Here is a 22,738-nt window from a genome sequence, read left to right as displayed (position 1 = left end):
AGAAAAATTCATTATAATTGATATAGCACTGACTTTCATTCAAAGTCATTATTTAATCCGCGGTGATAAATTAGCGTCGACGTAATAATAGCTGCGAAATAATGACCAATATCAGCGAAGCAACTAATAAAATGGCACCAATGGCATTGACTTCTGGTTTGAGTCCTACCCGTACCATCGAATAAATTCGTAGCGGTAAAATCTCATAACTAGGGCCAGTGACAAAGGTAGAAACAACCACATCATCTAGCGATAAGGTAAAGGCCAGTAGCCACCCTGCCATCACTGCAGGCAGAATGACGGGAATAAGCACCGTACGTATCATCGTTGATTCATTGGCACCCAAGTCGCGTGCAGCTTCCATCAAGCGTTCATCGAGACTGCTTAATCGTGCAAACACCGTGATGACTACAAACGGTAAGCAAAAAGTAATATGCGCCAATAGCAGCGAGACAAAGCCTAATTGCAATCCTATCAATAAGAATAATGCTAATAATGAAATAGCGAGCACAATTTCAGGTGACATCATCAATACGAATAGCAGCCCATTTAGTAAGCCTTTACCGCGAAAGTTATATCGATGTAGCGCGAGGGCGGTCAGTGTCCCTATTAAAGTTGAGACGGTGGCTGCGACCAATCCTAATACAATAGAATGCCAAAACGCATCGAGCATCGCTTGGTTATTCAACAGCGACTCATACCACTTTAAGCTAAAGCCGCCCCAGTTATAGCCGATTTTGGATTTATTAAATGACATGACGACTAGGACGATAATTGGCAAATACAGCATGGTATAAATGAGGCCAAGATAGCCTTTAGCCGCGATGCTGCCAATCTTAATAGACGATCTTTTTTTAGTCGTCGAGCTATTCAGCTGATGATTCAGTGAACTATTAGACATTAGGCCACCTCATTAAAGTCAGTCTTGCCAATGCGGCGACTACTGGCACGGTAGGCGAGTAATAGTACCGCCATTGCTAATGTCAATAACACGCTGGCGGCTGCGCCAAATGGCCAGTCACGCGCATCCAAGAACTGGTTTTTGATGATATTGCCTACCAATAAATTGCGTGAACCGCCCAAAATATCTGCGACGTAAAACATACCCATCGCCGGCAGCAGAACCAATAATACCCCTGAGATAATACCAGGCGTCGTCAATGGTAATACGATATGCCAAAAAGTCTGGGTCTTTGATGCGCCCAAATCCTGTGAGGCGAGTAGCATGTCATTGCGCAAGTCAGTAAATACGGCGTATAACGGCAACACCATAAATGGGAACAGTAAATACGTCAAACCAGCAATCACCGCCCCTTGCGTATATAAAATATCGATAGGAGCATCGATGACACCTATCGCCAGTAGGGATTTATTAATCAAGCCGTTATTGGCAAACAGTAACTTGAGTGCATAAGTACGCACAAGAGAGTTGGTCCAAAATGGTAGGATTAACAGCATCATGAGCAGCGGCTGCCAACGCGTTTTGGCTTTGGATATCAGCCAGGCAAAAGGGTAGCCAAGTAACAAACAGATGATGGTCGTGATGCCTGCCATCCATAACGAATGAATAAATACACCGAAATATAGCGGGTCAATCATACGTATATAGCTGTCGATGCTGACAGGCAAGCTAATAAAAGCACTGCTATCGCGGGTCAAAAAACTGACAGCGATGACCAAGATATTTGGTAATAACGCAAATATCAGTAACCAACCCCAAATCAGCCATAGCGTTGCGGTACGAAAAGGACTTTTGCTGCCTAAGCTAGGACGTGCCATCAGCTAATATCCTTTTGAGCCGCTAAATTGGCAGATTGACGATTTGCCTCATCATCAAGCGTACCGTCTTCTGGTAGTACCCACTCCCAGCCATCGACCCACGAGACTTTGACGCCTTCATTTAACTTGTAATCAAAGCTTGGGTCATCCTCATCAAAAAATTCGGAGGCCTTAATAATATGACCGTTTGTTAATTCAATGATGGAATCTAAGGTGCTGCCTTTATAGTTGCTTTCAATCACTCGCCCGAGTAAGCCACCATGTTCTTTATCATTGGGGTCATAAATACGTAAATCTTCGGGGCGTAGCAATAAATTGACGATATCGCCCACTTGTACATCGTTAGCAAAATTAGGACGGCGTAGATTGCGTAAGGTAGTCGGGCCATCTTGCGCTTGAGCTTCACAAACTTCGACTTCGATACGGCCATTGGTCACGCGACCGTCGCGATCTGGTTGCTCAGGATAAACGCCTCTGACTTCCGCTTTAAACAAATTGGTCTCACCGATAAACTTGGCGGTAAATAAATTCGCGGGCGTTTCATAAATCTCAATAGGCGTACCGATTTGCTGAAACGTGCCGTCTTTCATCACTGCAATACGATCCGACATCGATAGCGCTTCCTCTTGATCGTGGGTGACAAAGACAAAAGTGATGCCAAGCTCTCGTTGCAGCCGTTTAAGCTCAGATTGCATTTGTAAACGCAGCTTATGATCGAGCGCAGATAGTGGCTCATCAAGTAGCAACAGTTTAGGACGATTGATGACGGCTCGTGCAATGGCGACACGCTGCTGCTGACCCCCAGACAAGTCTTGTGGTCTGCGATTGGCTAAATGCTCCAACTGTACCATGGCCAGCATCTCACGCACGCGGGCTTTTATCTCATCTTTTGGTACTTTCTTGAGTTTGAGCCCGTAAGCGACATTTTGCGCGACACTCATATGCGGAAACAAGGCGTACTGCTGAAACACTGTGTTCACGGGGCGTTTATCCGCTGGCAAGCCTGCCATCTGCACGCCGTCTAGATAAATTGCTCCAGAATTTGGCTGCTCAAAACCGGCGATTAGGCGCAGTAATGTTGTTTTACCACAGCCTGATGGGCCAAGCAGCGTTAAAAACTCACCGTGCTTGATGTCAAGATTGATGTCTTTTAATACTTCAGTTTGATCATAGGTTTTTTTTAGACCAGTCAGTTGCAATAGTACCTTGTCATCGGGAGATGACACAGAGATTCTGTGCGTATTGGGCGGTGAATTGGTCATAATGTTTGTTCCTACGTGTCCGACATCGCAGTACCGCTATTTATTTAGGACACTGTCGTCAAGGTGATTTGATATGGGTATCAGCGATGGGTACAAACCCAGTCTGGTGGCTGCGTATTATAACAAACCCTTGATATAAATTAGTGCAAGTTCGTTATAAGTTATGCGAGTCGTATCGTCATGGCAGCGATAGCTACTGCTATATTTCTAGTGATACAGGCTTTTGTATAATGACATTTAAACAAAATTTTTTATCATTTTTTGGCTTTTATTCCTATACAATTACTTTGTGGCCGACAAATATAATGAGCCTGATAGGTTAGTAGCCATTCGCAAATCTATGTTTGAATACATGTATGTAAAGCTGTTTATAACTCTTATATTATTGATAATAAAGGATATCTCATGCCTACCGATATACGTCCAACAACAGGTCAAGAAGCGCTTGAGCTTTTAAAAGAAGGCAATATGCGCTATATAGATAGCCTGACCACCACTGACCCAACGATGCAAAGACGACCTGAGTTGGTTAAGGATCAAGATCCATTGGCCATTATTCTGGGTTGCTCTGATGCACGTGTACCCGTTGAGATTGTATTTGATCAAGGCTTGGGTGATTTGTTCGTTATTCGAGTCGCGGGCAATGTCGTTGCCCCTTCACAGATTGGCTCGATTGAATTTGCAGCCGAAAAGTTCGGTACGAAGTTGGTGGTCGTGCTTGGGCACTCACATTGCGGCGCGGTCACGGCTTGTGTCGAGACACTGATCAATCCTGAGAAAAATTACTCGCCCAATTTGCAGTCGATTGTCGATCGTATTCGCCCAAGCGTCTATAACTTGCATGAGCTTGCAACTGCCAATGGTCAAGACGTCGATGCAGACGAGTTGGTTGATCGTTCTATCCGTGCCAATGTACGCATGTCAGTTAGCCAGCTCAAACATGGCTCGCGGGCGTTAGAGGACTTAACCAATAGTGGTCAATTGCTGGTCGTTGGTGCGGAGTATGATTTAGAGACGGGCAAGGTACGTTTCTTAGACAGCTAATTCATCGGTTAAATGGGTCGTGGTAAGTGTGCGCTCTTACAAAACCCTCTCAATGCTTTCGCAATTTTTTATTATGATAAAAGGGTCAAGCGCGTAAAAAAATATTCACGCGCTTGTTTTTAAACTCTCTATTTTGTCAATATTAGGATAATTATGTCTATATTAAATACTGGCTCAGCCACCGATAATAATAACGAATCATTTATCGCGCAGCCGCCGAGTAGCGTAAATACTGATGGTGTTCAGCCTATCTCAGCACAGACGACAGGTTTTACTTTTAACCACACCATGCTACGGGTAAAAGATCCTGCCAAGTCGTTAGCGTTTTATACTGGTGTCCTTGGCATGACTTTGCTGGCGGTAAAAAAATTCCCTGATATGGGTTTTGATTTGTATTTTTTAGCCAAACTGACCGAAAGCGAGCGCGACAATTTGCCTGCGGGTGATGATTTGGAAATCTTTGCATTCCGTCAACGCGGTATCTTAGAATTGACCCATAATTATGGTACCGAAACGAAGGCTGACTTTAGCTATCATGATGGTAATGGTGAGCCACAAGGTTTTGGACATATCTGCTTTAGTGTGCCTAGTCTCGCTGAATCGGTTGCTTGGTTTGATAAAAATAATGTCGAATTCAAAAAACGTCCAGAAGATGGCAGTATGAAAAACGTTGCCTTTATCAAAGATGTTGATGGCTACTGGATTGAAATTGTACAAGCAGATTTAATGGGCTAGCTTTACCGGCTGATAAGCCAATATGTCAGTTGATCCAGTCAAATGATCAATTAATCGAGTGGATGTTACAGCTGCGACAGAATAATTTGTTTAGCGCGTTATTTTAAAGAACTGTCTTTAACACAATATTTTCGAAATAAAAATCCGCCACATCAAATGACATGGCGGATTTTTTATGGCATCAATTTAGCAATATTTAGTCAGTTTTGGCTTTAAAATCAGTATGACATGATTTACAGCTGGCGCCAACTTCACCAAAGGCTGGTTTGACATCATCGATGCTAGTGGCTGTTTGTGCTGCAGCGTTCAGCTCAGCAGTGACTTTTTGAAAGTTTTCTGCTTCTGCACGGAAACCATCGGCATTCGACCAAACGGCATCAGTGGCATTACCAACGGCTTCTTTATTTTCAAAGTGACTCCAAGGCGTAGCAGCGTTTTCTGCTAAAAATGCGGCTTGCTCTTTGAATACGGCGGCATCAAAAGTATCAGGTGCTTTCATCATATCACCCATGACGCCCATCGCATCACCATAGCTTTTCATACTATCTTGACGGGCTTTTACGTCAGGGTCAGTGGCAGTGCTACACGCCGTTAGACCTAAGGCGGCTGCCATCAATGTGATACCAAAGATAGATTTTAATGATTGGTTGGTATGAACCTGTGCCATGTGAATTACTCCTGTAAAATTGGCTAGTAGTAGACGCGCTTATAAACGCTGGCTTTACATACTGTTTTTAAATAACAGCCTTTAAAGGCTTCTTCTAAACACTGCTTTTGAATAAAGCGTATTGTTATAAAAATTACTCCATGATCTTTTGGAAACGCATTCGCTTCTAAAGGATTTTTCCAACAATAGTTCTTATTGTAACGGTTATCTATGCAGTGGTCATAAATTTAGTTGTTATATCATCGTAATTTTTGAGTCAGTGATTGTCGTTCATATAAATTTGCGCTCATATAAAAAGGTCAGCGTTGATAGCCGACCTTCTTGATATTCTCTAAAGACAAGCTAATAGAGGCCTTTGTCTTTATTATATTCACACAAACTATAGAGTCAACCAATCGCGTGGTTTTAGATAAAAATCGGTCAATTCAAACTCAGGCGAACCTTCAGTCGGCTCAAAACGATAATGCCAGCTAGCAAGCGGCGGCATGCTGACTAAGATGGACTCGATACGACCATTACTTTGTAGTCCAAATAGAGTGCCGCGATCATAAACAAGATTATACTCAACATAGCGACCACGGCGATAAAGCTGAAATTCGCGCTGTGCTTCGGTATAAGGGGCGTTTTTACGCTGCTCAAAGATGGGTATGATACCGTCAAGATAACCGTTGCCGACCGCCTTCATAAAACTAAAACAGGTTTCAAAGTCCCAGCCGCGACTTTCCGTATTGACATCATCATAGAATAAGCCGCCGATACCGCGCTGCTCATCACGATGACGTAAGTGGAAATACTCATCACACCATTGCTTAAAATCAGGGTAGACGCTGTCACCAAAAGGCGCGCACAGATCATGACAGACTTGATGCCAATGCACGCAATCAGCGAGTACGGGATAAAATGGCGTCAAATCAAAACCACCACCAAACCACCAAATAGGGTCTTCGCCCTCAGCTTCAGCAACGAACAAACGCACATTGGCATGGCTGGTTGGGACGTTAGGGTTTTTGGGATGGACAACCAATGAGACGCCCATGGCTTGGGCTTTACGACCAGCGATATTGGGATGACGTGCAGTGGCTGAAGCAGGCAAATTATGTACGTGAATATGACTGAACATCACACCTGCTTTTTCAATCACGTCACCATCTGCTAGGACACACGAGCGACCACCGCCGCCTTCAGGGCGTTCCCAGTCATCAGGAACAAAGGTTGCATTACCGCCACCATCGCGCTCTTGCGCTTCTAAGGCTTGACAGATACGAGCCTGCAAATCGACCAAAAATTCACGCACACGCATGATGTCGTCATTGGCTGGCGTTGTTAAGTCTGCCGCTGGCAGATTTGGAAGGTTATCACTATTTGGAATACTCATAAAATATCTATTTATTTAGTGTATTGATGTCTATTTATTAAGGTGTAACGCGGTATTGAAATCTTTGTCTAATAAATGCCCCATGCGGTCGCGCTTGGTCGCTAAATATTCAGCATTCATATCGTTCACCCCAACCAATAAAGGCACGCGTTCTACGACATTAATACCGTGCTCGGTTAGATAAGCCACTTTGTCTGGATTATTGGTGATGAGTCTGACGGCGTCAACACCAATATGAGCTAGCATCGGCCCGCACATATCATAAATGCGCGCATCAGCGGGTAAGCCCAACATGAGGTTGGCATCTAAAGTATCATGACCTTGGTCTTGCAGGGCGTACGCGCGAATCTTATTGGTCAGACCAATACCGCGACCTTCTTGGCGTAAGTATAATATAGCCCCGCAGCCAGTCTCTTGTATTGCTTGCATCGCCGTGTTGAGCTGCGGCCCACAGTCACATTTTAATGAGCTAAAAGCATCGCCCGTTAAGCACTCTGAATGAATGCGAATCAATGGAATGGTTTTTTCTGCTCGCGTGGTGTCCGTTTGACTCGGTGAGCTATCCGCCGTATGTTGATCGACGACAGGCAGACCGACAGTCAGCATCACATGTTCTTGACCTTCGTCGTTTTCGAAGATATGAATATCAAACTCGCCGTGACGAGTAGGTAGTTTGGCACTAGTAATAAATTGATATGACATTAATATCCTGCATAAGCCGATAAGCGTGGCGGTAGAGGGTCTTTTTTAACCATATTAAAACAGCGATGACATCCTAGCTGTATGATGAAAGTAGGATGATGCCAGTATAATCCGTTTGTAAATAGTGCATGCTGATTGTCTTTTTTATAAAAACACACAAAGTTCACAAACGACGCACGATGATTAAAGCGACAATTAAAAATAAATGCTATTATGCCATACTATTTTGACGGATACAGTGACAAGTCTTTGCCCTTACATTACTATGTCGTCACTAACATCCGATATTGATGCAGAATAATCAGGCATAATATTACCCCTTGTTATGAAAGCGTCAGAGCAATGTTCCATCGCTGTCTATGACGGTAGCGTATGTGCTATTCGGCGGCGCGCAGCTATTTATATGTTTATATAAAGGCTGCCTGAATAAATTTATGAACAGTTATATGGTCGATTACATCAATAATGGTGTAGATATTATTGACGTCACTTAGTTAGCATTATGCGCTAAGAGGCTGTCTTGTCAGCAGATTGGTAGGTATCGTACGGTTTATGCAGCAGTCACCTCATTTCCCACAGTCTCAGTCCGTATCTGCGCCAGCTGTCGATTCTGCTGCCCAGCTGTCGAATCTACAGCAGACTTATACTGTGATTCCACGCGTCCGTCCTGATACGCCTTTGCTGGATAGCATTGCAGCGCCAGCTGATCTTAATACACTGACAACCGCTCAACTTATCACGTTGGCTGATGAGCTGCGGCTATTTCTATTGTATTCAGCAGGTCAAAGCGGTGGGCATTTTGGTGCCAATTTGGGCGTGGTTGAATTGACCATTGCGCTGCATTACCTACTAGATACACCGCAAGATCAAATCGTTTGGGACGTGGGTCATCAAGCCTATGCTCATAAAGTCTTGACGGGTCGCCGTGATCAGTTGGCGACGATTCGCTCGAAAGATGGCTTGACTGCTTTTCCTGAGCGTGCAGAATCCGTTTACGATACCTTTGGTGTTGGGCATTCATCGACTTCAATCTCAGCTGGTTTAGGCATGAGCTTAGCACTGCGTTATCAAGGTCGCACGCAAACCGTCGCTTGTATCATTGGTGATGGTGCAATGACTGGCGGTATGGCATTTGAAGCGATGAATGATGCGGTGCAACAAGATGCGGATTTATTGGTCGTTTTAAATGACAACGATATGTCGATTTCTTGTTCTATCGGTGGTTTTTCACGGCATTTAGCGATGCTGTGGGAGTCAGGGTATCAGGTCGATATCTCTGATGAAGGCGAGCCAGTGCTCTGCCAGCGCCCTGATATGCAAGGCTTTGATCGCCGTAAGCGTCACAAAGAGATGCGCGATGTGCCGCAGTTAGAAGACAATTTATTTAAAGCGATTGGTTTTACCTACTTTGGTCCGTTTGATGGTCATAATATCCCTGAGCTACTGCGGGTATTGTCACTTGCCAAGCAGATGAAAGGCCCTGTTTTAGTCCATATTTATACCACCAAAGGCAAAGGTTTTGCGCCAGCAGAATTAGACCCAGTTGGCTATCATGCTATCAGCAAGCTTCCTGTCGAAGTCAAGAATGATACTCAGGCTGTCGCCACAGAAAAATCAGTGTCCAACACCAAACCTGCGTTAAAATATTCGCAAGTATTTGGGCAATTCTTATGTGATAAGGCCGCTGAAGACGATAAGCTGCTTGCCATCACACCTGCCATGGAAGAAGGCTCGGGGATGATTGATTTTGCCCGTCAATTTCCAGAGCGTTTTTTTGATGTAGCCATCGCTGAGCAACACGCCGTCACACTGGCTGCTGGTATGGCAACCCAAGGCGTTAAACCGGTTGTGGCGATTTATTCGACGTTTTTGCAGCGGGGCTACGATCAGCTGATTCATGATGTGGCTTTGCAAAACCTTGATGTGATGTTCGCTATTGATCGTGCTGGCCTAGTCGGTGAAGACGGCGCAACGCATGCAGGCGTATTCGATTTTGCTTTTTTACGCTGCGTGCCCAATATGCTGATTGCCGCGCCAAAAGATGAAAACGAATGCTATCATTTGCTCAATACGTGCTATGAGTACCAAGGCTGCACGGCAGTACGCTATCCGCGCGGTGTTGGTACTGGCGCAGTTATCGCATCGCCGGCACAGACTTATAACATTGGCGAGGCAGTGGTAGAGTCGGTATTAGGTAATGATGATGCGCCTAAAAAGTTGGCGCTACTAGCATTTGGTACCATGGTTGCGACGGCTCAGCAAGCGGTAGAAAGCTTGATTGACAATGATATAGAATCAGGCTGTCAGGCACATGTCATTAATATGCGCTGGGTAAAACCTTTAGACACTGCATTATTAGAAAAGCTGTTAGAGCAAGGTGTTACACACATCGCGACCCTAGAAGAGCATATGATTATGGGCGGCGCGGGCAGTGCGGTAAATGAGTATTTGCTTAACGAATCGCCAGCCTTTAAAAACAACCGCCCCGCCATTATTAATATCGGTATTCCAGATCGCTTTGTCGCCCATGGCTCACAAGCAGAGCAAATGGCTGATTGTGGTTTAGATATTAAAGGTGTGGTAAGGCAGCTGAAACAGTTGCTATCGTAAGTTATATCTTTAAAATTTTTTAAGGTTTTTAGCTGTCATTTGGACAGAGTGTTGGTTAAATAGATAAAAGCTCGATCGATAGAGCGAACGCCTACTTAGTCGTAGGTGCTGACTTTTTTACAACTTACGCAGTTTGTGATGACCACCAAAATTTGGGTTGGTTTAGCGAACGTCATGGTTTTTTTCGTTTTTTATCGAACAATTTTAGTATAATGCGGTCATCGCTTTAAAATGGCGCATTTTTTTAATCGTATAAATACAGTGTGATGCGGCGGCTGATCGGCATGTTGTGGGCACAGAGTTAGTCTTATTTTTTATATTCATTCATCAAGCAAATAGGTTATTTATGGAACCCATGGTCGTCATCGCAGCACGTACTGCTGAAAAAGTTGGTAAAGAGATTTTATATGCGCATCAAAACCGCCACAAAATCGAGTTGGATATTGAGTCAAAAGGGCTTGATGGATTGGTTACGCGTATTGATCGTTTCAGCGAAGAGCTGACGATTGAAACCCTAAAAGCCAGCTATCCAAATCACTCGTACTTGGGTGAAGAGTTTGGCATGCAAGAAGGTCGCGGTGAAGATGCGGATTGGTGCTGGATTATTGATCCTCTAGATGGCACCAAAAACTTCGTGCATGGTGTGCCGCAGTTTTGTGTGTCTATCGCTGTGCAGCATAAAGGCGTGACCCAACATGGCGTGATCTATGATCCTGTCCGTGATGAGATGTTCTCTGCTAGTCGTGGTAAAGGCGCACGTTTAAACCAACGCCGTATCAATGTTAGTGAGCGCAAAACCATTGACGGTGGTTTATTTACTACGGGTCATCCGCTTGAGCGTAAACGTAATGGTGAAGTCATTTCTTATGCCAAGCAGCATTTTGAAAGCTTGCAAAAGATCTCTGAAGCAGGCGGTCAAGTTCGTCGTTTAGGCTCAGCTGCGCTTGATTTATGCTATGTTGCTGCAGGTCGTTTTGACGGTTATTTTGAGATGTCTATCAAGCCTTGGGATATCGCAGCAGGTGAGCTTATCGTGACTGAAGCACGTGGTGTGGTGGTTGACCATACAGGCGCGCACAACTCGATGACTTCAGGCTCTATTTTTGCTTGTAACGTTAAGTTATTGAAGCCATTGATGCAAGTGGTTGTCCCAACATGGGGTGACGCGTTTTAAGCAACACCTAAGCTAAGCATAATCATTGAGACAACTTAATACTAAAAAGCTGGTTCCGTTATGGAGCCAGCTTTTTTGTTTTATCATTACCTTTATAGCTACCTTTATCTTCAACCGTAATGCCTTGGAACTTAAGCGCTTTACTGGTGGTTTCCAACAGTTGTAACTCTTCTTCAATAAGCGTAAGCATTTCTTGTACATGCGGTAGTGCTTTACTACAAGCAGTAATCCCAAATTCAATCTTATCTAAATAACTAGCAAGGGTAATGTTCATCGCTTGACCGTTGAATACGATAGACGCAGGGTACAACGATTGCAAACGCGCGCCATTCCAATATAGCGGTTTTTCAGAACCAGGAACATTAGAAATAATCAGGTTAAATGCCTGTTTTTTGGGAAACAGTCCAGTCAATAAATTAACGCCTTCCCAGGCATATGAGACGATACTATAGTTGATTACTTGTGCTTGGTTCATACGCCGAAAGCGGCGTTTGCCATTATTCATACTGCGATGAATCAGTTTGATACGGCTCAATGGATCGTCTAAATGCGTACCCAAATTGGCCAGTACAAAGGATAGTTGATTGCCTGCCACACTATCATCCGTACGCAGCGACATTGGTACAAAAGCAATGAGAGGTTTGCTAGGTAAAGCATCTAACGATATTAGATAGCGACGAATGGCACCAGAACATACAGCAAGCACCACATCGTTTTTACTAATATTCAGTCGCTCAGCAATATCGTTAAAACGCTGAATATCATAAGACTGTGCGGCTATGCGCCGTGATGCTGAGATGCGTTTATTGAGCACACTCATCGGCGCATCAAAGGTACCGACATAGCTGTCATCGCCATAATTTTTCAAATTATCCAGCAGTTCGGTAAATACAGGCTTAATGGTAGATATTTGCTCTTTGATGATGCGTAATGCGGAGCGCTCTTTGGGTAAAATCGCATCGACTTGATTACGATGGCGTGCCATTAACGACCAAATTGGTAGCGTTACGGGTTCTGTCGGTGATTGTGATAAAGACTTTTTGACAAGGCGCATGGCAGCAATGCCATCAACCAACGAATGGTGAATTTTGAAATATAGGGCAAAACGCTCAGGGCCGCCTTCGTTTTCTGGTTGAATACCTTCAATAACATGACATTCCCACAGCGGCATGGCACGATCTAACAGCCGACCATGCTCTCTTGAAACATACATCAACAACTCGCGAACCCGTGCAGGCTTTGGTAAAGCAACATGATGCAAGTGATGTTCAACATCGAAGTTTTTGTCCTTTTTCCAAAATGCCAAATGCTCAAGCACTTGGTTAAAAGGAAAGGTAGGCGACACATCAGAATCTTGCATCTGTTTGACCAATTGACAAACAAAACCGCTATCCGAATTCTCTGGCAATTCGAATAAGAATAGACCTCCAACATGCATGGGCTGTTTACGCGACTCAAGAAGCAAAAACAACTGGTCGACTGCTGTGAGAAGCCGCATAATAAATCCTTTTATGACGATAAGGTGAGTAAGAGTTACTTCACTTTTTTCTTATTATTTTATAGCTGACTTTTTATGAAATGCTATTAACTCAATCATTGTTATTAAATTTAATAGCTATTGAAAAAAGTACCCTGTTTGTGGTGAGCTGGCAGTCGCCATTTTGCGCATTGGCATACGACCCGCCAAAAATGCCTCTCGTCCCGCCCAGATGGCATGTTTCATGGCATGAGCCATCATGACTGGATTTTGCGCATTGGCAATCGCTGAATTCATCAGTACGCCATCACAGCCAAGCTCCATAGCCAGCGCTGCATCAGAGGCCGTACCAACGCCTGCATCAACCAATACGGGTACTTTGGCATTTTCGATAATCAGGCTGAGGGTGTGACGATTCAGTAAACCAAGACCTGAACCAATCAAGCTACCAAGTGGCATAATCGCCACACAGCCCATACTTTCTAATTCTTGAGCGACGATAGGGTCGTCTGAGGTATAAACCATCACCTCAAAACCATCATCAATCAATACTTTGGCTGCTTTTAGCGTTTCCATCACATTCGGATAAAGTGTCTTTTCATCGCCCAATACTTCAAGCTTAACCAGATTATGCCCGCCTAACAGCTCGCGAGCAAGCTTACAGGTACGAATGGCAGTCTCGGCATCGAAACAACCAGCAGTGTTGGGCAAAATAGTATATTTATCGGGGGAAATTACATCAAGTAGATTGGGCTCACTGCTGTTTTGTCCAATATTGGTACGACGAATAGCAACAGTGACAATCTCTGCTGCCGAAGCACCAATGGCGGCGCCCGTTTCAGTCATATCCTTATACTTACCTGTGCCGACCAACAGTCGAGAAGAAAAGGTACGACTCCCTACCGTAAAAGTATCTTGTAAAAGGGGAGTCGGATGAGTAGCAGTGCTAGTGTTCTCTGACATAACTGAAAATCCTAATGGCGAGTAAAACAAAATGCTATTATAACAAAATCATGCAATCTTACTTGTAGTGTTTTTCGGTTTAGCCAGTTAAGCATAATACGTTTGCCACGCTTTGACACGAGTTTCTTTCTGAGTTTATCTTTATCTATCAGGTCGCTTTTATGATGCAACTGCCGTACAGTTTTGCGAAACGCCATCAGATTTTGGTCATCCTTGCCATGGATCCTGAGCTGCCAGCAACTTTGGTGCTAACCAAGGCCACGCCATTATCAGCGATTAATGAGGCAGTGCGATTTTTACAGCAGCAAGGTGTACGCGGTATACCCACTTATGAAAGCATCAACTCCGATGACTTTGAAAAGCGCATGAATGCCGCTTATGCAGGCAATACTGGTGAGTCGCAGCATATTGCCGCTGGACTCGAAGACCATCCCGATCTTGATAGTTTGGCAGATAGTGTCCCTGAAACTGAAGATCTGATGGATCAGCAAGACGATGCGCCTATCATTCGTCTCATCAATGCGTTGTTGTCCGAAGCGATACGTTTAAATGCCTCAGATATCCATATTGAAACCTTTGAAAAACGTTTGGTCGTCCGCTTTCGTGTCGACGGTGAATTAAAAGAAATCATTACGCCAAAACGCCAATTAGCGCCATTATTGGTGTCACGTATTAAAGTCATGGCCAAGCTCGATATCGCCGAAAAGCGTGTGCCACAAGATGGACGTATCAGCTTAAGGCTAGCAGGTCGTGAGGTTGATGTGCGGGTATCGACATTGCCATCGAGCTTTGGTGAGCGAGTGGTCATGCGACTGCTTGACAAGCAAGCTGGTCGCTTGAATATGACGTATTTAGGGCTGTCTGATAACGATTATACTGAGCTAAAACGCTTGATTCATCGCCCACACGGCATTATTTTGGTGACAGGACCGACAGGTTCAGGTAAAACCACGACGCTATATTCAGCACTGACCGACCTCAATGACCAAACCCGCAATATCTTGACCGCTGAAGATCCGATTGAGTTTCAGCTCGATGGCATTGGGCAAACGCAGGTTAATAATAAAGTCGATATGACTTTTGCCAAAAGTTTGCGTGCGATGTTACGCCAAGATCCAGATGTGGTCATGGTTGGTGAGATTCGCGATTTAGAAACGGCAGAAATTGCCGTACAGGCCTCTTTGACAGGGCATTTGGTATTGTCAACTTTGCACACCAACACCGCCATTGGTGCCGTCACGCGTCTGCAAGATATGGGCGTTGAGCCATTTTTATTGTCGTCATCGCTGATTGGTGTCGTCGCCCAGCGCTTGGTACGTACTTTATGTACGCATTGTCATGGTTGGCAAGTGGCTGATAGCGAACAGGCTAAATTATTCACTGAGATTGGTATTGTGCCAGTTTCAGAGAATGGCGCTAAAGTTTTGACAAGTAAACCTATCAATCTACCCAAACCAGTTGGCTGTGATCAATGCAATCAATCAGGATTTAAAGGGCGGACGGCAATATATGAAGTGGTGCCCGTTGATGATACCTTGCGCCGTATGATTCATAGTAATACCGCTGAGTATGAGCTAGAGGAGTACGCACGTCAGCAGACACCGTCGATTCGTGCGGATGGGCTACATAAAGTCATTGCAGGTCGTACAACGCTAGAAGAGGTGCTACGCGTGACGAAAGAGAGCGCCTTAGTTGATGACACGATACTTGTATAAAATGCCTAGAATGCATTGGTGATTGTTTGATCTATCTCAGATAAAGGGTCTGTATAGCAGGTAAAAAAATAACTGGCTCTGGTAGCCAGTTATTTGATGCTCATCTTTTACTGCTTTCAATACTTCAGTGCTCTTAATGATTTAACGTGTTACGTCGTTATTATTTTGCAGCGATGCATTCAACTTCAACACTGGCACCTGCCGCCAATTCAGCTACGCCAAAGGCTGAACGTACCGGATAAGGTTTGGCCAATTCTGCTTTATAGACTTTATTAAAATCGTCAAAGTCATCCATGTCTGTCAGCATCGCCATACATTTGACGATGTCTGATTTCTGATAGCCGTATTTTAACAAGGTTTCATTAATATTATCCAATGCTTGTTTGGCTTCGGCTTTGACACCGCCTTTCACCAATTTGCCATCTTTAAAACCAATTTGTCCAGACATATATAGCGTATCGCCCACACGTACTGCTTCTGAAAAAGGATAATTGCCACCATCACCAAGAAACACAGGGCTAGATTTAGTTATATTTGCGGTATTTGACGTTGGTGCAGCATTAGCTGTCATGGTAAGACCTAGTGAGCACGCGCTCACTAGCAAAGCCTTAGTTAAATGGGCGGTCAATTTATGGGTAATCTTGGACATCGTTGTCTCCTTATTATAAGTTTATTTTTCACGATTTTTCTAAATGCGCTATACAAATTTAACAAACATAATGTCCCATCAAACTAGATGGCACATTATGCCTTACGTATTCTTAACCAGTTATTGGTCGTTTTGCTTGGTTGCGGCTTCGGTTTTAGATTCAGTGTCAGATTCAGTGTCAGATTCTAGCGGCTTTTCGCTGGTTTTGCCTTGACGGCGTGCTTCTAATTCAGACTTAGGTATCCAAGCCCATGTCATCTCAACCACGATAGGGTCACGATCACTGTCAGACTCACGGTCATGAATGACGCACGGAATCACCATTTCACCTTTTGGTGTATTTAGGATATCTAAGCGCTGCTCATCCGATAAAGACGCCACTGCTGCAATTTGGCCCTTTTTAATCGGGCGATAAAAATTAACTGAGTACGATTTAATTAATAGTACGCGGTCAGAGGGTAGGTTTAAACCCAAAATAAAACCGGTCGCTGTTTCGGCAAGTAACGTAATGGCGACCGCATGAATAGAGCCAATATGATTTTGCACTGCTTTGGTGTTGTTTAAGCTCACGATGACTTGGTTGGGTTCGACTGTTTCATAATAGACGCCCGTTGTGCCCACGTATGGCACCACTTTACCAAAGGCTTTGGATAAGATGCTCGAGCGTGCGCTTGCAGGTAAGTATTTGGTAATAGATAACAGCTTGGTGAATTGATTGCTGATTGGCTTGAGCGTGCTGTTAGGTTTTTCGACGGGCGATCTTGTGCTGTCAGAGGCTTTGGCTGGCAATTTATTGGTTAGCTTGCTAGGGAGTTTTTTTAATAATCCTGACATACAAAATTCCTTAATGTAGATAGATTAAATGGCGCTTTGGGTGTTATATATTTCATCATAGCAGCTGATAGGATGTCTATTGTGTAAGCTGCCATGCTCACTATGGTACATTAACTGTCGTCTGCCTACTATTATTAGCATGAACTGTTGCGCTTATAAAATAGTACTAACGTAACGACATTTTGGGTGCTAAGAATACTGTTTATCAAAGCAATATCGTATCACTCAGATGCTTTGATAAACAGTGCTGCTGGATGCGATAGAGACAGCCACGCTATAATGATGAGATTTTAGCGTACCTTATTGATTATTTTTCTTATCTACTTTTTATATGCTGGATGAAGCTATGCCTGACACGTCAATTCATGTGCCGACCAATATCATTTATACAGGCGTTGCTGGTACGGGGAAAACCTATCGACTGTTACAAATTGCTAAGCGGTATACCGATTATCTGCCGAGAGCCGATGAGGCAGATTTGCTGGGGCAGCTATTGCAAGAGCTTAGCTGGCGTGAAATCGTATGCTTGGTACTTTTGGATTTTCAATCTAAACACCAAGACTTGGTAAAAGTGCCTGAAATCGTCAATCATGCGTTTTTTGTCGCGAAAGCGGCGCAGAATGCACGTGAGAACAACTTAAGCAATACGGCTTGGTCTGTGCTACAAATGCATAGCCCTACCAATTCAAAAACTGTGACTTATAAAAACCGTGCCAGCCAATCTTATTTTGATAAAGACAACAGCGGTGCATGGTATTTGTTGCCAGAATGCCTTGAGTTATTAACAGAGCTATCGCAGCAACTTGCCGAATTTCAGCAAGCGCAGCGTGATAACAGTGTCAACCAAAGCCAATCTAACCCAAATCAAGGTTTTAGCCAGCAGCGTTTTATTATGGTCAGCTTCCATCAAGCCTATGGCTATGAAGAGTTTGTCGAAGGCATTCGTCCTGTCATGGCAGCGTCCGATCATGCAACGAACAGCTCGTCTCAAATGAGTTACGTCATTCAAGATGGTGCATTTTTAAAACTGTGCCAACGGGCGGCAAATGATCCAGAGCAACGTTACGCCATCTTAATCGATGAGATCAATCGCGCCAACGTGTCACGAGTATTTGGTGAGCTACTTAGTTTAATTGAGCCAGACAAACGGGCTGGCATGGCAAACGAGATGACCGTTCATTTGGCCTATTCTGGACGGGCTTTTAGCATCCCTGCAAACGTCGATATTTATGCTACGATGAACACCCAAGATCACTCGTTAGCACCACTTGATATGGCATTACGTCGGCGCTTTCGTTTTATCGACTGTCCACCGCAGCCAGAGTTATTACCGATGATTCAAGTACCCCAAAACTCAGAAACTGACAGTCCAGCAGCAACGATAGATTTGGCAAAGCTATTAACCGGTTTGAATAATCGCATTATTCAAACATTGGGAATGGAAGCGCAATTGGGTCATGCCTTTTTATGGTCAGTGACTGATTTTGGACAATTGCAAACGGTGTTGATTGAACAAATCATTCCGCAGTTAATGCAAGCGACTGGCGGGCAAGAAGGTACTTTACAATATATTTTTAGAGATGAGCAGCAACCACTGCGAGCGCAGTTTATTCATGATAGCCACGCATCGATCAATAACAGTGTGAATGACCAAGTGAATGCTAATAGTCAAAATCAGCTGTTTACTGGTCAAAACGCATTTTTCGGTCAGTCTATGAGCACCGCTGGCTATAAGATAAATACCGACCTCATTGCGGGGGTAGGCGAGTTTGCCAAACCCGCTGTCTATCAACGTTTATATCCATAAGGTGCTCAGCGTTGCTAAATAGAAGCTTCAATCATAAAGGCATAGCCCATAATATTAACAGTGCCGACGTTAACGCGCTTGATGCCAATACCATCACTGTGTTTGAACACCAGCGTCTGACAGCGCATGATTTCTTACAGGTATCTGATTTCCATTGGTTAATGGCGCAAGAGTTTGCGGTATTTAGCATTAAGCGCAGACAAGGGCAGTGGCAGTTAAAAGTAGGGCATTACATAGGGATTATTTTACTGCCCAGCGGCATGACGCTTGAGATATTACCCAAACTAGCGGCAAACACGTCTAGAGACCAAGTCCCACAGCAGGCATACCTTTCACAGAATACCAGTCATCACCTTGATATCAGGCAAACTCGCCAATGGGTGCAGGATATGCTATCGGATTTGACCAACAGCAGTCATTCCAAAAACAAGCTACCCAATACAAAAAATCTAGGCCAATTTAGCAGCCAACTTGCGGCGCTATCGATAGCTGTACTGCCATTATCAGACTGGCTTATCACGCAGTTTTTGCAGCGGCTCGCTCATTATCGACCAAGCAAGCACTATCAGACGCAGGTTGATAATCAAGCATCGCTACAAGGTCGACTTCTCATCAAAGAACAATTGCGCTATAACAGTATGCAGCCGCATAAGTTTGTCTGTGAGAGCAGTATATTGAGCCAAGACATGCTAGGTAATCGGTTAATTAAGAGTACGTTGATTTTGCTGACGCCTTTATTTTTTCAATCAACGTTATCGAGAGCAGATGCGCCTAAATTTTTGCAGGCTTGGCAGCGAGTAGCTGCATTGAGTTATCAAGAGCTGACACAGTTAGAGTCGATATACAAGCAAGCAAAGCGTCAGTTAGCCATTCAACCGCTTCGAGCGCCGCAACTACAAGCTGCTCAGCAGTTGTTAGATATGGCTTATTGGTTGCTACGACAGTCCAATGTGGCAACAGGTAATGGTATTGCTCCAAATAAACCATTCAAGCAAAATCTGTCCTCTCCGCGTTTATGCTTGCTGATTGATATGAATCAAGCCTTTGAGCAATGGGCAAGCCTGCGCATTGCCTCGATGTTTCAGCAAGTGAGTCAACAATATCAGCCGTTATATCAAGCGCAAAGTATCTGGCTAACGGATGCAGAAGGGCGAGCATGTCTATCTATACGGCCTGACTTGCTGATATATAAAACTGATGCTGATGATAATTGTCAAAATCAGAGTGGCACTGCGGTCATCGAAGCTAGAGGAAAAGGTCACTATAGCCATGTCATCGATATTAAATGGAAGCATTTATCGCAGACAGCTAGCATTAGTGCCAGCGATGCTTATCAATTGATGAGTTACGCTCAGGCCTATCAAGCAGGGCAGGTGTGGCTGGTTTATCCAGTACAAGATAATGAGCGGTTGCCAGTTGCGCTCAGCCAACAAGTGCATGATTATAAAAAAACTGATGGCCCTAACAACCATGATAAGAGCCATAATGTTGCTGATGATGAGAAAGTGAGTCCTGCGCCATTGTGGCTCGTACCGTTCAATGTTCTTACTGGTACGATAAACGGCAGCTTGCTTCCTGATTGGAATAGAGTATAATGAGCGCTGTCGATGAGTAAGTAGCACTTAGCATCGTGGAGAAAAGGATTTGTCATAGTGTTTTTTATGATAAATGAGCGTTTTTTAAATAATTTAGCAGTTTTTTTAAATTAATTAAAAATAGGTGTTGACACCATCGGCTTTTCCCCTTAATATGTGCACCTCGATAGCAAGGAACGTTAACAAGTTAGTTGCATTTCTAATAACGAGTTAATCAACAAACTATCGTGATAATAGAAATTTCGGAGTGTGGCGCAGTTTGGTAGCGCATCTGGTTTGGGACCAGAGGGTCGTAGGTTCGAATCCTATCACTCCGACCATCTATTTTTAAGAGCCTTACAGGCTTTTTTTTATGTATAATGGTTTAGTTTCTGATATAGTAAAAACTATATTTTAAGCTGGATTTGGTATATAAAAGTCCTCTAAGAGCGCCTGTAGCTCAGCTGGATAGAGCATCTCCCTTCTAAGGAGGTGGCCGCAGGTTCGAATCCTGCCAGGCGCACCATTTAGCCTGCAAATCTTGCCTTATCAGGCAATAGTTATGGCGGTTGTAGCTCAGTTGGTAGAGCCCCGGGTTGTGATCTCGGTTGTCGTGGGTTCGAGTCCCATCAGTCGCCCCATATTTTATTCTGCATTATCCTCTTCTTGATTTACCTCATTATAAAAACCTTATTATAAATAATAATATTTGCCATTTTTGGCTTTTTTTTGTGTCTGTATGATTGGTTTTGATCTATCTTACCCCCTGCGATTAAAATTTGTAGACTTATCAGCCCTTTGATTGTCTATTGATTTACTGGCCTTTTGTCTCATTTATTTTTATTATGGTTTCTTTTTCTAAAAGCTGGCTATCTCCGTACGTGCTTTGTTATTCTTTAACCGCCTTTATGTAGCATAACGAATGCAATACTTTTAGTGACGCATCATGAGAAGATCTTAAAGCCAGTTGACACATTAGGCGTTCCACTAAGAAATGATCCATTGAAAATGATACGAGTGTTAAGAAAGTCAAAAGTCAGTTAAAAAATATATTGAATAGATTAAGTAAGCCTAGGAGCATAGTAGGAATGTAATTGTTTATCTAAGATGCGCTGATATGGATCTTATATTATTGAGGAAGTGATTGATGGACGCATTGAGCGTATTGCTACAAAACGTGCATTTGTTTGAAACCAAGTATTATCGTTTGAATGGGGCTGGTAATTGGTCTTATTCCATCACTAGGCAAGATACGATTTTGTTTTATTTAGTGATGTCTGGGAGCTTTTGCATTGATGTCGGCCATGGCCTGCGACAGGCGCATGCTGGCGATATGATTATGATTCCCAGTGCCCATAAGCATGTGAGCTATGCCTTAGATCATAATGGTGACGATGCGCTACCGTTAGATGAGTTTCTGACCAATTGTAAGGAACATACGCTTGATATCGATGGTAATGGTGATCCTAATTCGTCTTTGATATTGATTGAATGTAAGTATGATAAAGAGATGATACGTCCTTTATTGTCTGTGCTGCCTCCGATTTTGCCTGAAATAAATGATGAGTCTGATGGTAGGTTTGAAGTTATTGATGTCGAGATTAAATTACTGACTTTAGAGGCCGAGCGTGAGCGCATGGGCAAGACCGCGGTTATCAATCATTGGGCAAGTATTATGATGATTGAATGTTTGCGGGTTTATATTGAAAGTTTGCCTGAGGCCACAGAAAATTGGCTAAAAGCCATGAAAGACCCGTTTTTGACCAAGGCGTTAGCAGCGATGCATCAAGCCCCTAATCAAAACTGGACCATCCATAAGCTGGCTGAAGTCGCAGGAATGTCACGCTCAAGCTTTGCGCAGCGCTTTAAAGATACGGTTGGTATGCCGCCATTAACCTATCTAATTGATTATCGCTTGCGCTTGGCTGCCCGATATCTACGCTTGCAGCAAAACAGTATCGGCCGTATCAGTGAGTTGGTCGGCTATGCGTCAGACTCAACTTTTAGTCAAGCATTTAAGCGCATTTATGGCGTATCACCAAAAGTCTACCGCCAACAATATCAAAAACAAAACATCGCTTAGCGTATCGTTAACACGCCAAAAAAGCGTTAAGGTTGCCATTAGGCCCTTAACGCTTTTTTGTTTTTTAATGGTGAAGTATGAGACTTTTATGAAGATATTTCGTCTATTGTTGACAGGTGTTGATAGGGACTATTTTGACGATGGACAGCTGACAATGTGCTTGTGTTCAGGTACTATGGAATAATGAGTCATCTAGGCGCAAACGCTTATTTTTAGCGTAAGATATGTTACTGTATGGTGGTCAGATCGTTTGTTCTAAATGATATTTATTTTTGCTGCTGATGGTAT

18 protein-coding genes and 3 tRNA genes are annotated in these 22,738 nt (G+C 43.7%); 11 read left to right on the top strand and 10 right to left on the bottom strand.

From position 1 onward, the window contains the following. Positions 1-70: 70 nt before the first annotated feature. From potC to potA, 3 genes are read right to left on the bottom strand one after another with little or no spacing between them, the layout of a single operon-like run. The gene (gene potC, locus JFC10_RS06710; RefSeq protein WP_198332209.1) at positions 71-901 is read right to left on the bottom strand and encodes a spermidine/putrescine ABC transporter permease PotC; all 831 of its coding nucleotides are present in this window, start codon (positions 899-901) and stop codon (positions 71-73) included. Next, entirely contained in the window at positions 901-1,779 is an 879-nt protein-coding gene (gene potB / locus JFC10_RS06705; RefSeq protein WP_198332208.1) for a spermidine/putrescine ABC transporter permease PotB, read from the bottom strand. The genes potC and potB overlap by 1 nt, the downstream gene beginning before the upstream one ends. After that, positions 1,779-3,041: a spermidine/putrescine ABC transporter ATP-binding protein PotA gene (gene potA, locus JFC10_RS06700; protein WP_198332207.1), complete on the bottom strand. Its 1,263-nt coding sequence runs from the start codon at positions 3,039-3,041 to the stop codon at positions 1,779-1,781. The genes potB and potA overlap by 1 nt, the downstream gene beginning before the upstream one ends. A gap of 405 nt (positions 3,042-3,446) precedes the next feature. On the opposite strand from potA, the gene JFC10_RS06695 reads away from it, so the two are divergent. Together JFC10_RS06695 and gloA are read left to right on the top strand one after the other, a co-directional pair. Then, complete coding sequence (locus tag JFC10_RS06695) at positions 3,447-4,085, top strand: carbonic anhydrase (protein WP_193011294.1); 639 nt, start codon at positions 3,447-3,449, stop codon at positions 4,083-4,085. 153 nt (positions 4,086-4,238) lie between these two features. Beyond that, positions 4,239-4,820, top strand: coding sequence for a lactoylglutathione lyase (gene gloA, locus JFC10_RS06690; protein WP_198332206.1), 582 nt, complete (start codon positions 4,239-4,241; stop codon positions 4,818-4,820). A gap of 196 nt (positions 4,821-5,016) precedes the next feature. Here the strand turns inward: gloA and JFC10_RS06685 are convergent, their stop codons facing one another. The 3 genes from JFC10_RS06685 to ribA all read right to left on the bottom strand — a co-directional run bounded on the left by JFC10_RS06685 (position 5,017) and on the right by ribA (position 7,564). Beyond that, on the bottom strand, positions 5,017-5,487 hold the full coding sequence (locus tag JFC10_RS06685; protein ID WP_193011292.1) for a c-type cytochrome: 471 nt from the start codon (positions 5,485-5,487) through the stop codon (positions 5,017-5,019). Between the two features lie 379 nt (positions 5,488-5,866). After that, a complete protein-coding gene (gene hemF / locus JFC10_RS06680) occupies positions 5,867-6,862 on the bottom strand; it encodes an oxygen-dependent coproporphyrinogen oxidase (RefSeq protein WP_198332205.1) in 996 nt (331 codons plus the stop codon). A 30-nt stretch (positions 6,863-6,892) separates the two neighbouring features. Next, positions 6,893-7,564: a GTP cyclohydrolase II gene (gene ribA, locus JFC10_RS06675; RefSeq protein WP_198332204.1), complete on the bottom strand. Its 672-nt coding sequence runs from the start codon at positions 7,562-7,564 to the stop codon at positions 6,893-6,895. 552 nt (positions 7,565-8,116) lie between these two features. On the opposite strand from ribA, the gene dxs reads away from it, so the two are divergent. Both dxs and JFC10_RS06665 read left to right on the top strand, forming a co-directional pair. Next, the gene (gene dxs / locus JFC10_RS06670) at positions 8,117-10,174 is read left to right on the top strand and encodes a 1-deoxy-D-xylulose-5-phosphate synthase (protein ID WP_198332203.1); all 2,058 of its coding nucleotides are present in this window, start codon (positions 8,117-8,119) and stop codon (positions 10,172-10,174) included. A gap of 346 nt (positions 10,175-10,520) precedes the next feature. After that, positions 10,521-11,348: an inositol monophosphatase family protein gene (locus JFC10_RS06665; RefSeq protein ID WP_198332202.1), complete on the top strand. Its 828-nt coding sequence runs from the start codon at positions 10,521-10,523 to the stop codon at positions 11,346-11,348. Between the two features lie 58 nt (positions 11,349-11,406). Here JFC10_RS06665 and JFC10_RS06660 read toward each other — a convergent pair whose 3' ends face one another. Continuing rightward, on the bottom strand, positions 11,407-12,846 hold the full coding sequence (locus JFC10_RS06660) for a WS/DGAT/MGAT family O-acyltransferase (protein ID WP_198332201.1): 1,440 nt from the start codon (positions 12,844-12,846) through the stop codon (positions 11,407-11,409). Positions 12,847-12,963: 117 nt separating this feature from the next. Next, the gene (locus JFC10_RS06655; protein ID WP_198332200.1) at positions 12,964-13,788 is read right to left on the bottom strand and encodes a thiazole synthase; all 825 of its coding nucleotides are present in this window, start codon (positions 13,786-13,788) and stop codon (positions 12,964-12,966) included. Positions 13,789-13,949: 161 nt separating this feature from the next. On the opposite strand from JFC10_RS06655, the gene gspE reads away from it, so the two are divergent. After that, positions 13,950-15,503, top strand: a complete 1,554-nt coding sequence (gene gspE / locus JFC10_RS06650) for a type II secretion system ATPase GspE (RefSeq protein WP_198332199.1) — start codon at positions 13,950-13,952, stop codon at positions 15,501-15,503. A gap of 160 nt (positions 15,504-15,663) precedes the next feature. On the opposite strand, the gene JFC10_RS06645 is transcribed toward gspE, so the two are convergent. Then, the gene (locus tag JFC10_RS06645) at positions 15,664-16,152 is read right to left on the bottom strand and encodes a RidA family protein (protein WP_198332198.1); all 489 of its coding nucleotides are present in this window, start codon (positions 16,150-16,152) and stop codon (positions 15,664-15,666) included. A 120-nt stretch (positions 16,153-16,272) separates the two neighbouring features. Continuing rightward, a complete protein-coding gene (locus JFC10_RS06640) occupies positions 16,273-16,986 on the bottom strand; it encodes a DUF4442 domain-containing protein (protein ID WP_198332197.1) in 714 nt (237 codons plus the stop codon). A gap of 346 nt (positions 16,987-17,332) precedes the next feature. On the opposite strand from JFC10_RS06640, the gene JFC10_RS06635 reads away from it, so the two are divergent. The 6 genes from JFC10_RS06635 to JFC10_RS06610 all read left to right on the top strand — a co-directional run bounded on the left by JFC10_RS06635 (position 17,333) and on the right by JFC10_RS06610 (position 22,450). After that, the gene (locus tag JFC10_RS06635; protein WP_198332196.1) at positions 17,333-18,793 is read left to right on the top strand and encodes an McrB family protein; all 1,461 of its coding nucleotides are present in this window, start codon (positions 17,333-17,335) and stop codon (positions 18,791-18,793) included. An 11-nt stretch (positions 18,794-18,804) separates the two neighbouring features. Continuing rightward, complete coding sequence (locus JFC10_RS06630; RefSeq protein ID WP_198332195.1) at positions 18,805-20,388, top strand: McrC family protein; 1,584 nt, start codon at positions 18,805-18,807, stop codon at positions 20,386-20,388. A gap of 243 nt (positions 20,389-20,631) precedes the next feature. Continuing rightward, positions 20,632-20,708, top strand: a tRNA-Pro gene (locus JFC10_RS06625). 108 nt (positions 20,709-20,816) lie between these two features. Further along, positions 20,817-20,893: transfer RNA gene (locus tag JFC10_RS06620), tRNA-Arg, on the top strand. A gap of 39 nt (positions 20,894-20,932) precedes the next feature. Beyond that, a tRNA-His gene (locus JFC10_RS06615) sits at positions 20,933-21,008 on the top strand. Between the two features lie 506 nt (positions 21,009-21,514). Then, on the top strand, positions 21,515-22,450 hold the full coding sequence (locus JFC10_RS06610; RefSeq protein WP_198332194.1) for an AraC family transcriptional regulator: 936 nt from the start codon (positions 21,515-21,517) through the stop codon (positions 22,448-22,450). Positions 22,451-22,738 lie beyond the last annotated feature (288 nt).

The sequence above is a fragment of the Psychrobacter aquimaris genome, from assembly GCF_016107525.1.
GTDB lineage: Bacteria > Pseudomonadota > Gammaproteobacteria > Pseudomonadales > Moraxellaceae > Psychrobacter > Psychrobacter aquimaris.
Note: the sequence above shows the minus strand (reverse complement) of the source record. Positions and strands in the feature narration are given on the sequence as shown.

Excerpts from the sequence above, each read along its gene's own strand:
- JFC10_RS06685 (WP_193011292.1), bottom strand. The coding sequence starts at position 5,487 with ATGGCACAGGTTCATACCAACCAATCATTAAAATCTATCTTTGGTATC.
- JFC10_RS06640 (WP_198332197.1), bottom strand. The coding sequence starts at position 16,986 with ATGTCAGGATTATTAAAAAAACTCCCTAGCAAGCTAACCAATAAATTG.
- JFC10_RS06655 (WP_198332200.1), bottom strand. The coding sequence starts at position 13,788 with ATGTCAGAGAACACTAGCACTGCTACTCATCCGACTCCCCTTTTACAA.
- JFC10_RS06695 (WP_193011294.1), top strand. The coding sequence starts at position 3,447 with ATGCCTACCGATATACGTCCAACAACAGGTCAAGAAGCGCTTGAGCTT.
- JFC10_RS06660 (WP_198332201.1), bottom strand. The coding sequence starts at position 12,846 with ATGCGGCTTCTCACAGCAGTCGACCAGTTGTTTTTGCTTCTTGAGTCG.
- ribA (WP_198332204.1), bottom strand. The coding sequence starts at position 7,564 with ATGTCATATCAATTTATTACTAGTGCCAAACTACCTACTCGTCACGGC.
- JFC10_RS06645 (WP_198332198.1), bottom strand. The coding sequence starts at position 16,152 with ATGTCCAAGATTACCCATAAATTGACCGCCCATTTAACTAAGGCTTTG.
- hemF (WP_198332205.1), bottom strand. The coding sequence starts at position 6,862 with ATGAGTATTCCAAATAGTGATAACCTTCCAAATCTGCCAGCGGCAGAC.
- potC (WP_198332209.1), bottom strand. The coding sequence starts at position 901 with ATGTCTAATAGTTCACTGAATCATCAGCTGAATAGCTCGACGACTAAA.
- JFC10_RS06665 (WP_198332202.1), top strand. The coding sequence starts at position 10,521 with ATGGAACCCATGGTCGTCATCGCAGCACGTACTGCTGAAAAAGTTGGT.
- gloA (WP_198332206.1), top strand. The coding sequence starts at position 4,239 with ATGTCTATATTAAATACTGGCTCAGCCACCGATAATAATAACGAATCA.
- potA (WP_198332207.1), bottom strand. The coding sequence starts at position 3,041 with ATGACCAATTCACCGCCCAATACGCACAGAATCTCTGTGTCATCTCCC.
- JFC10_RS06635 (WP_198332196.1), top strand. The coding sequence starts at position 17,333 with ATGCCTGACACGTCAATTCATGTGCCGACCAATATCATTTATACAGGC.
- JFC10_RS06610 (WP_198332194.1), top strand. The coding sequence starts at position 21,515 with ATGGACGCATTGAGCGTATTGCTACAAAACGTGCATTTGTTTGAAACC.
- dxs (WP_198332203.1), top strand. The coding sequence starts at position 8,117 with ATGCAGCAGTCACCTCATTTCCCACAGTCTCAGTCCGTATCTGCGCCA.
- gspE (WP_198332199.1), top strand. The coding sequence starts at position 13,950 with ATGATGCAACTGCCGTACAGTTTTGCGAAACGCCATCAGATTTTGGTC.
- potB (WP_198332208.1), bottom strand. The coding sequence starts at position 1,779 with ATGGCACGTCCTAGCTTAGGCAGCAAAAGTCCTTTTCGTACCGCAACG.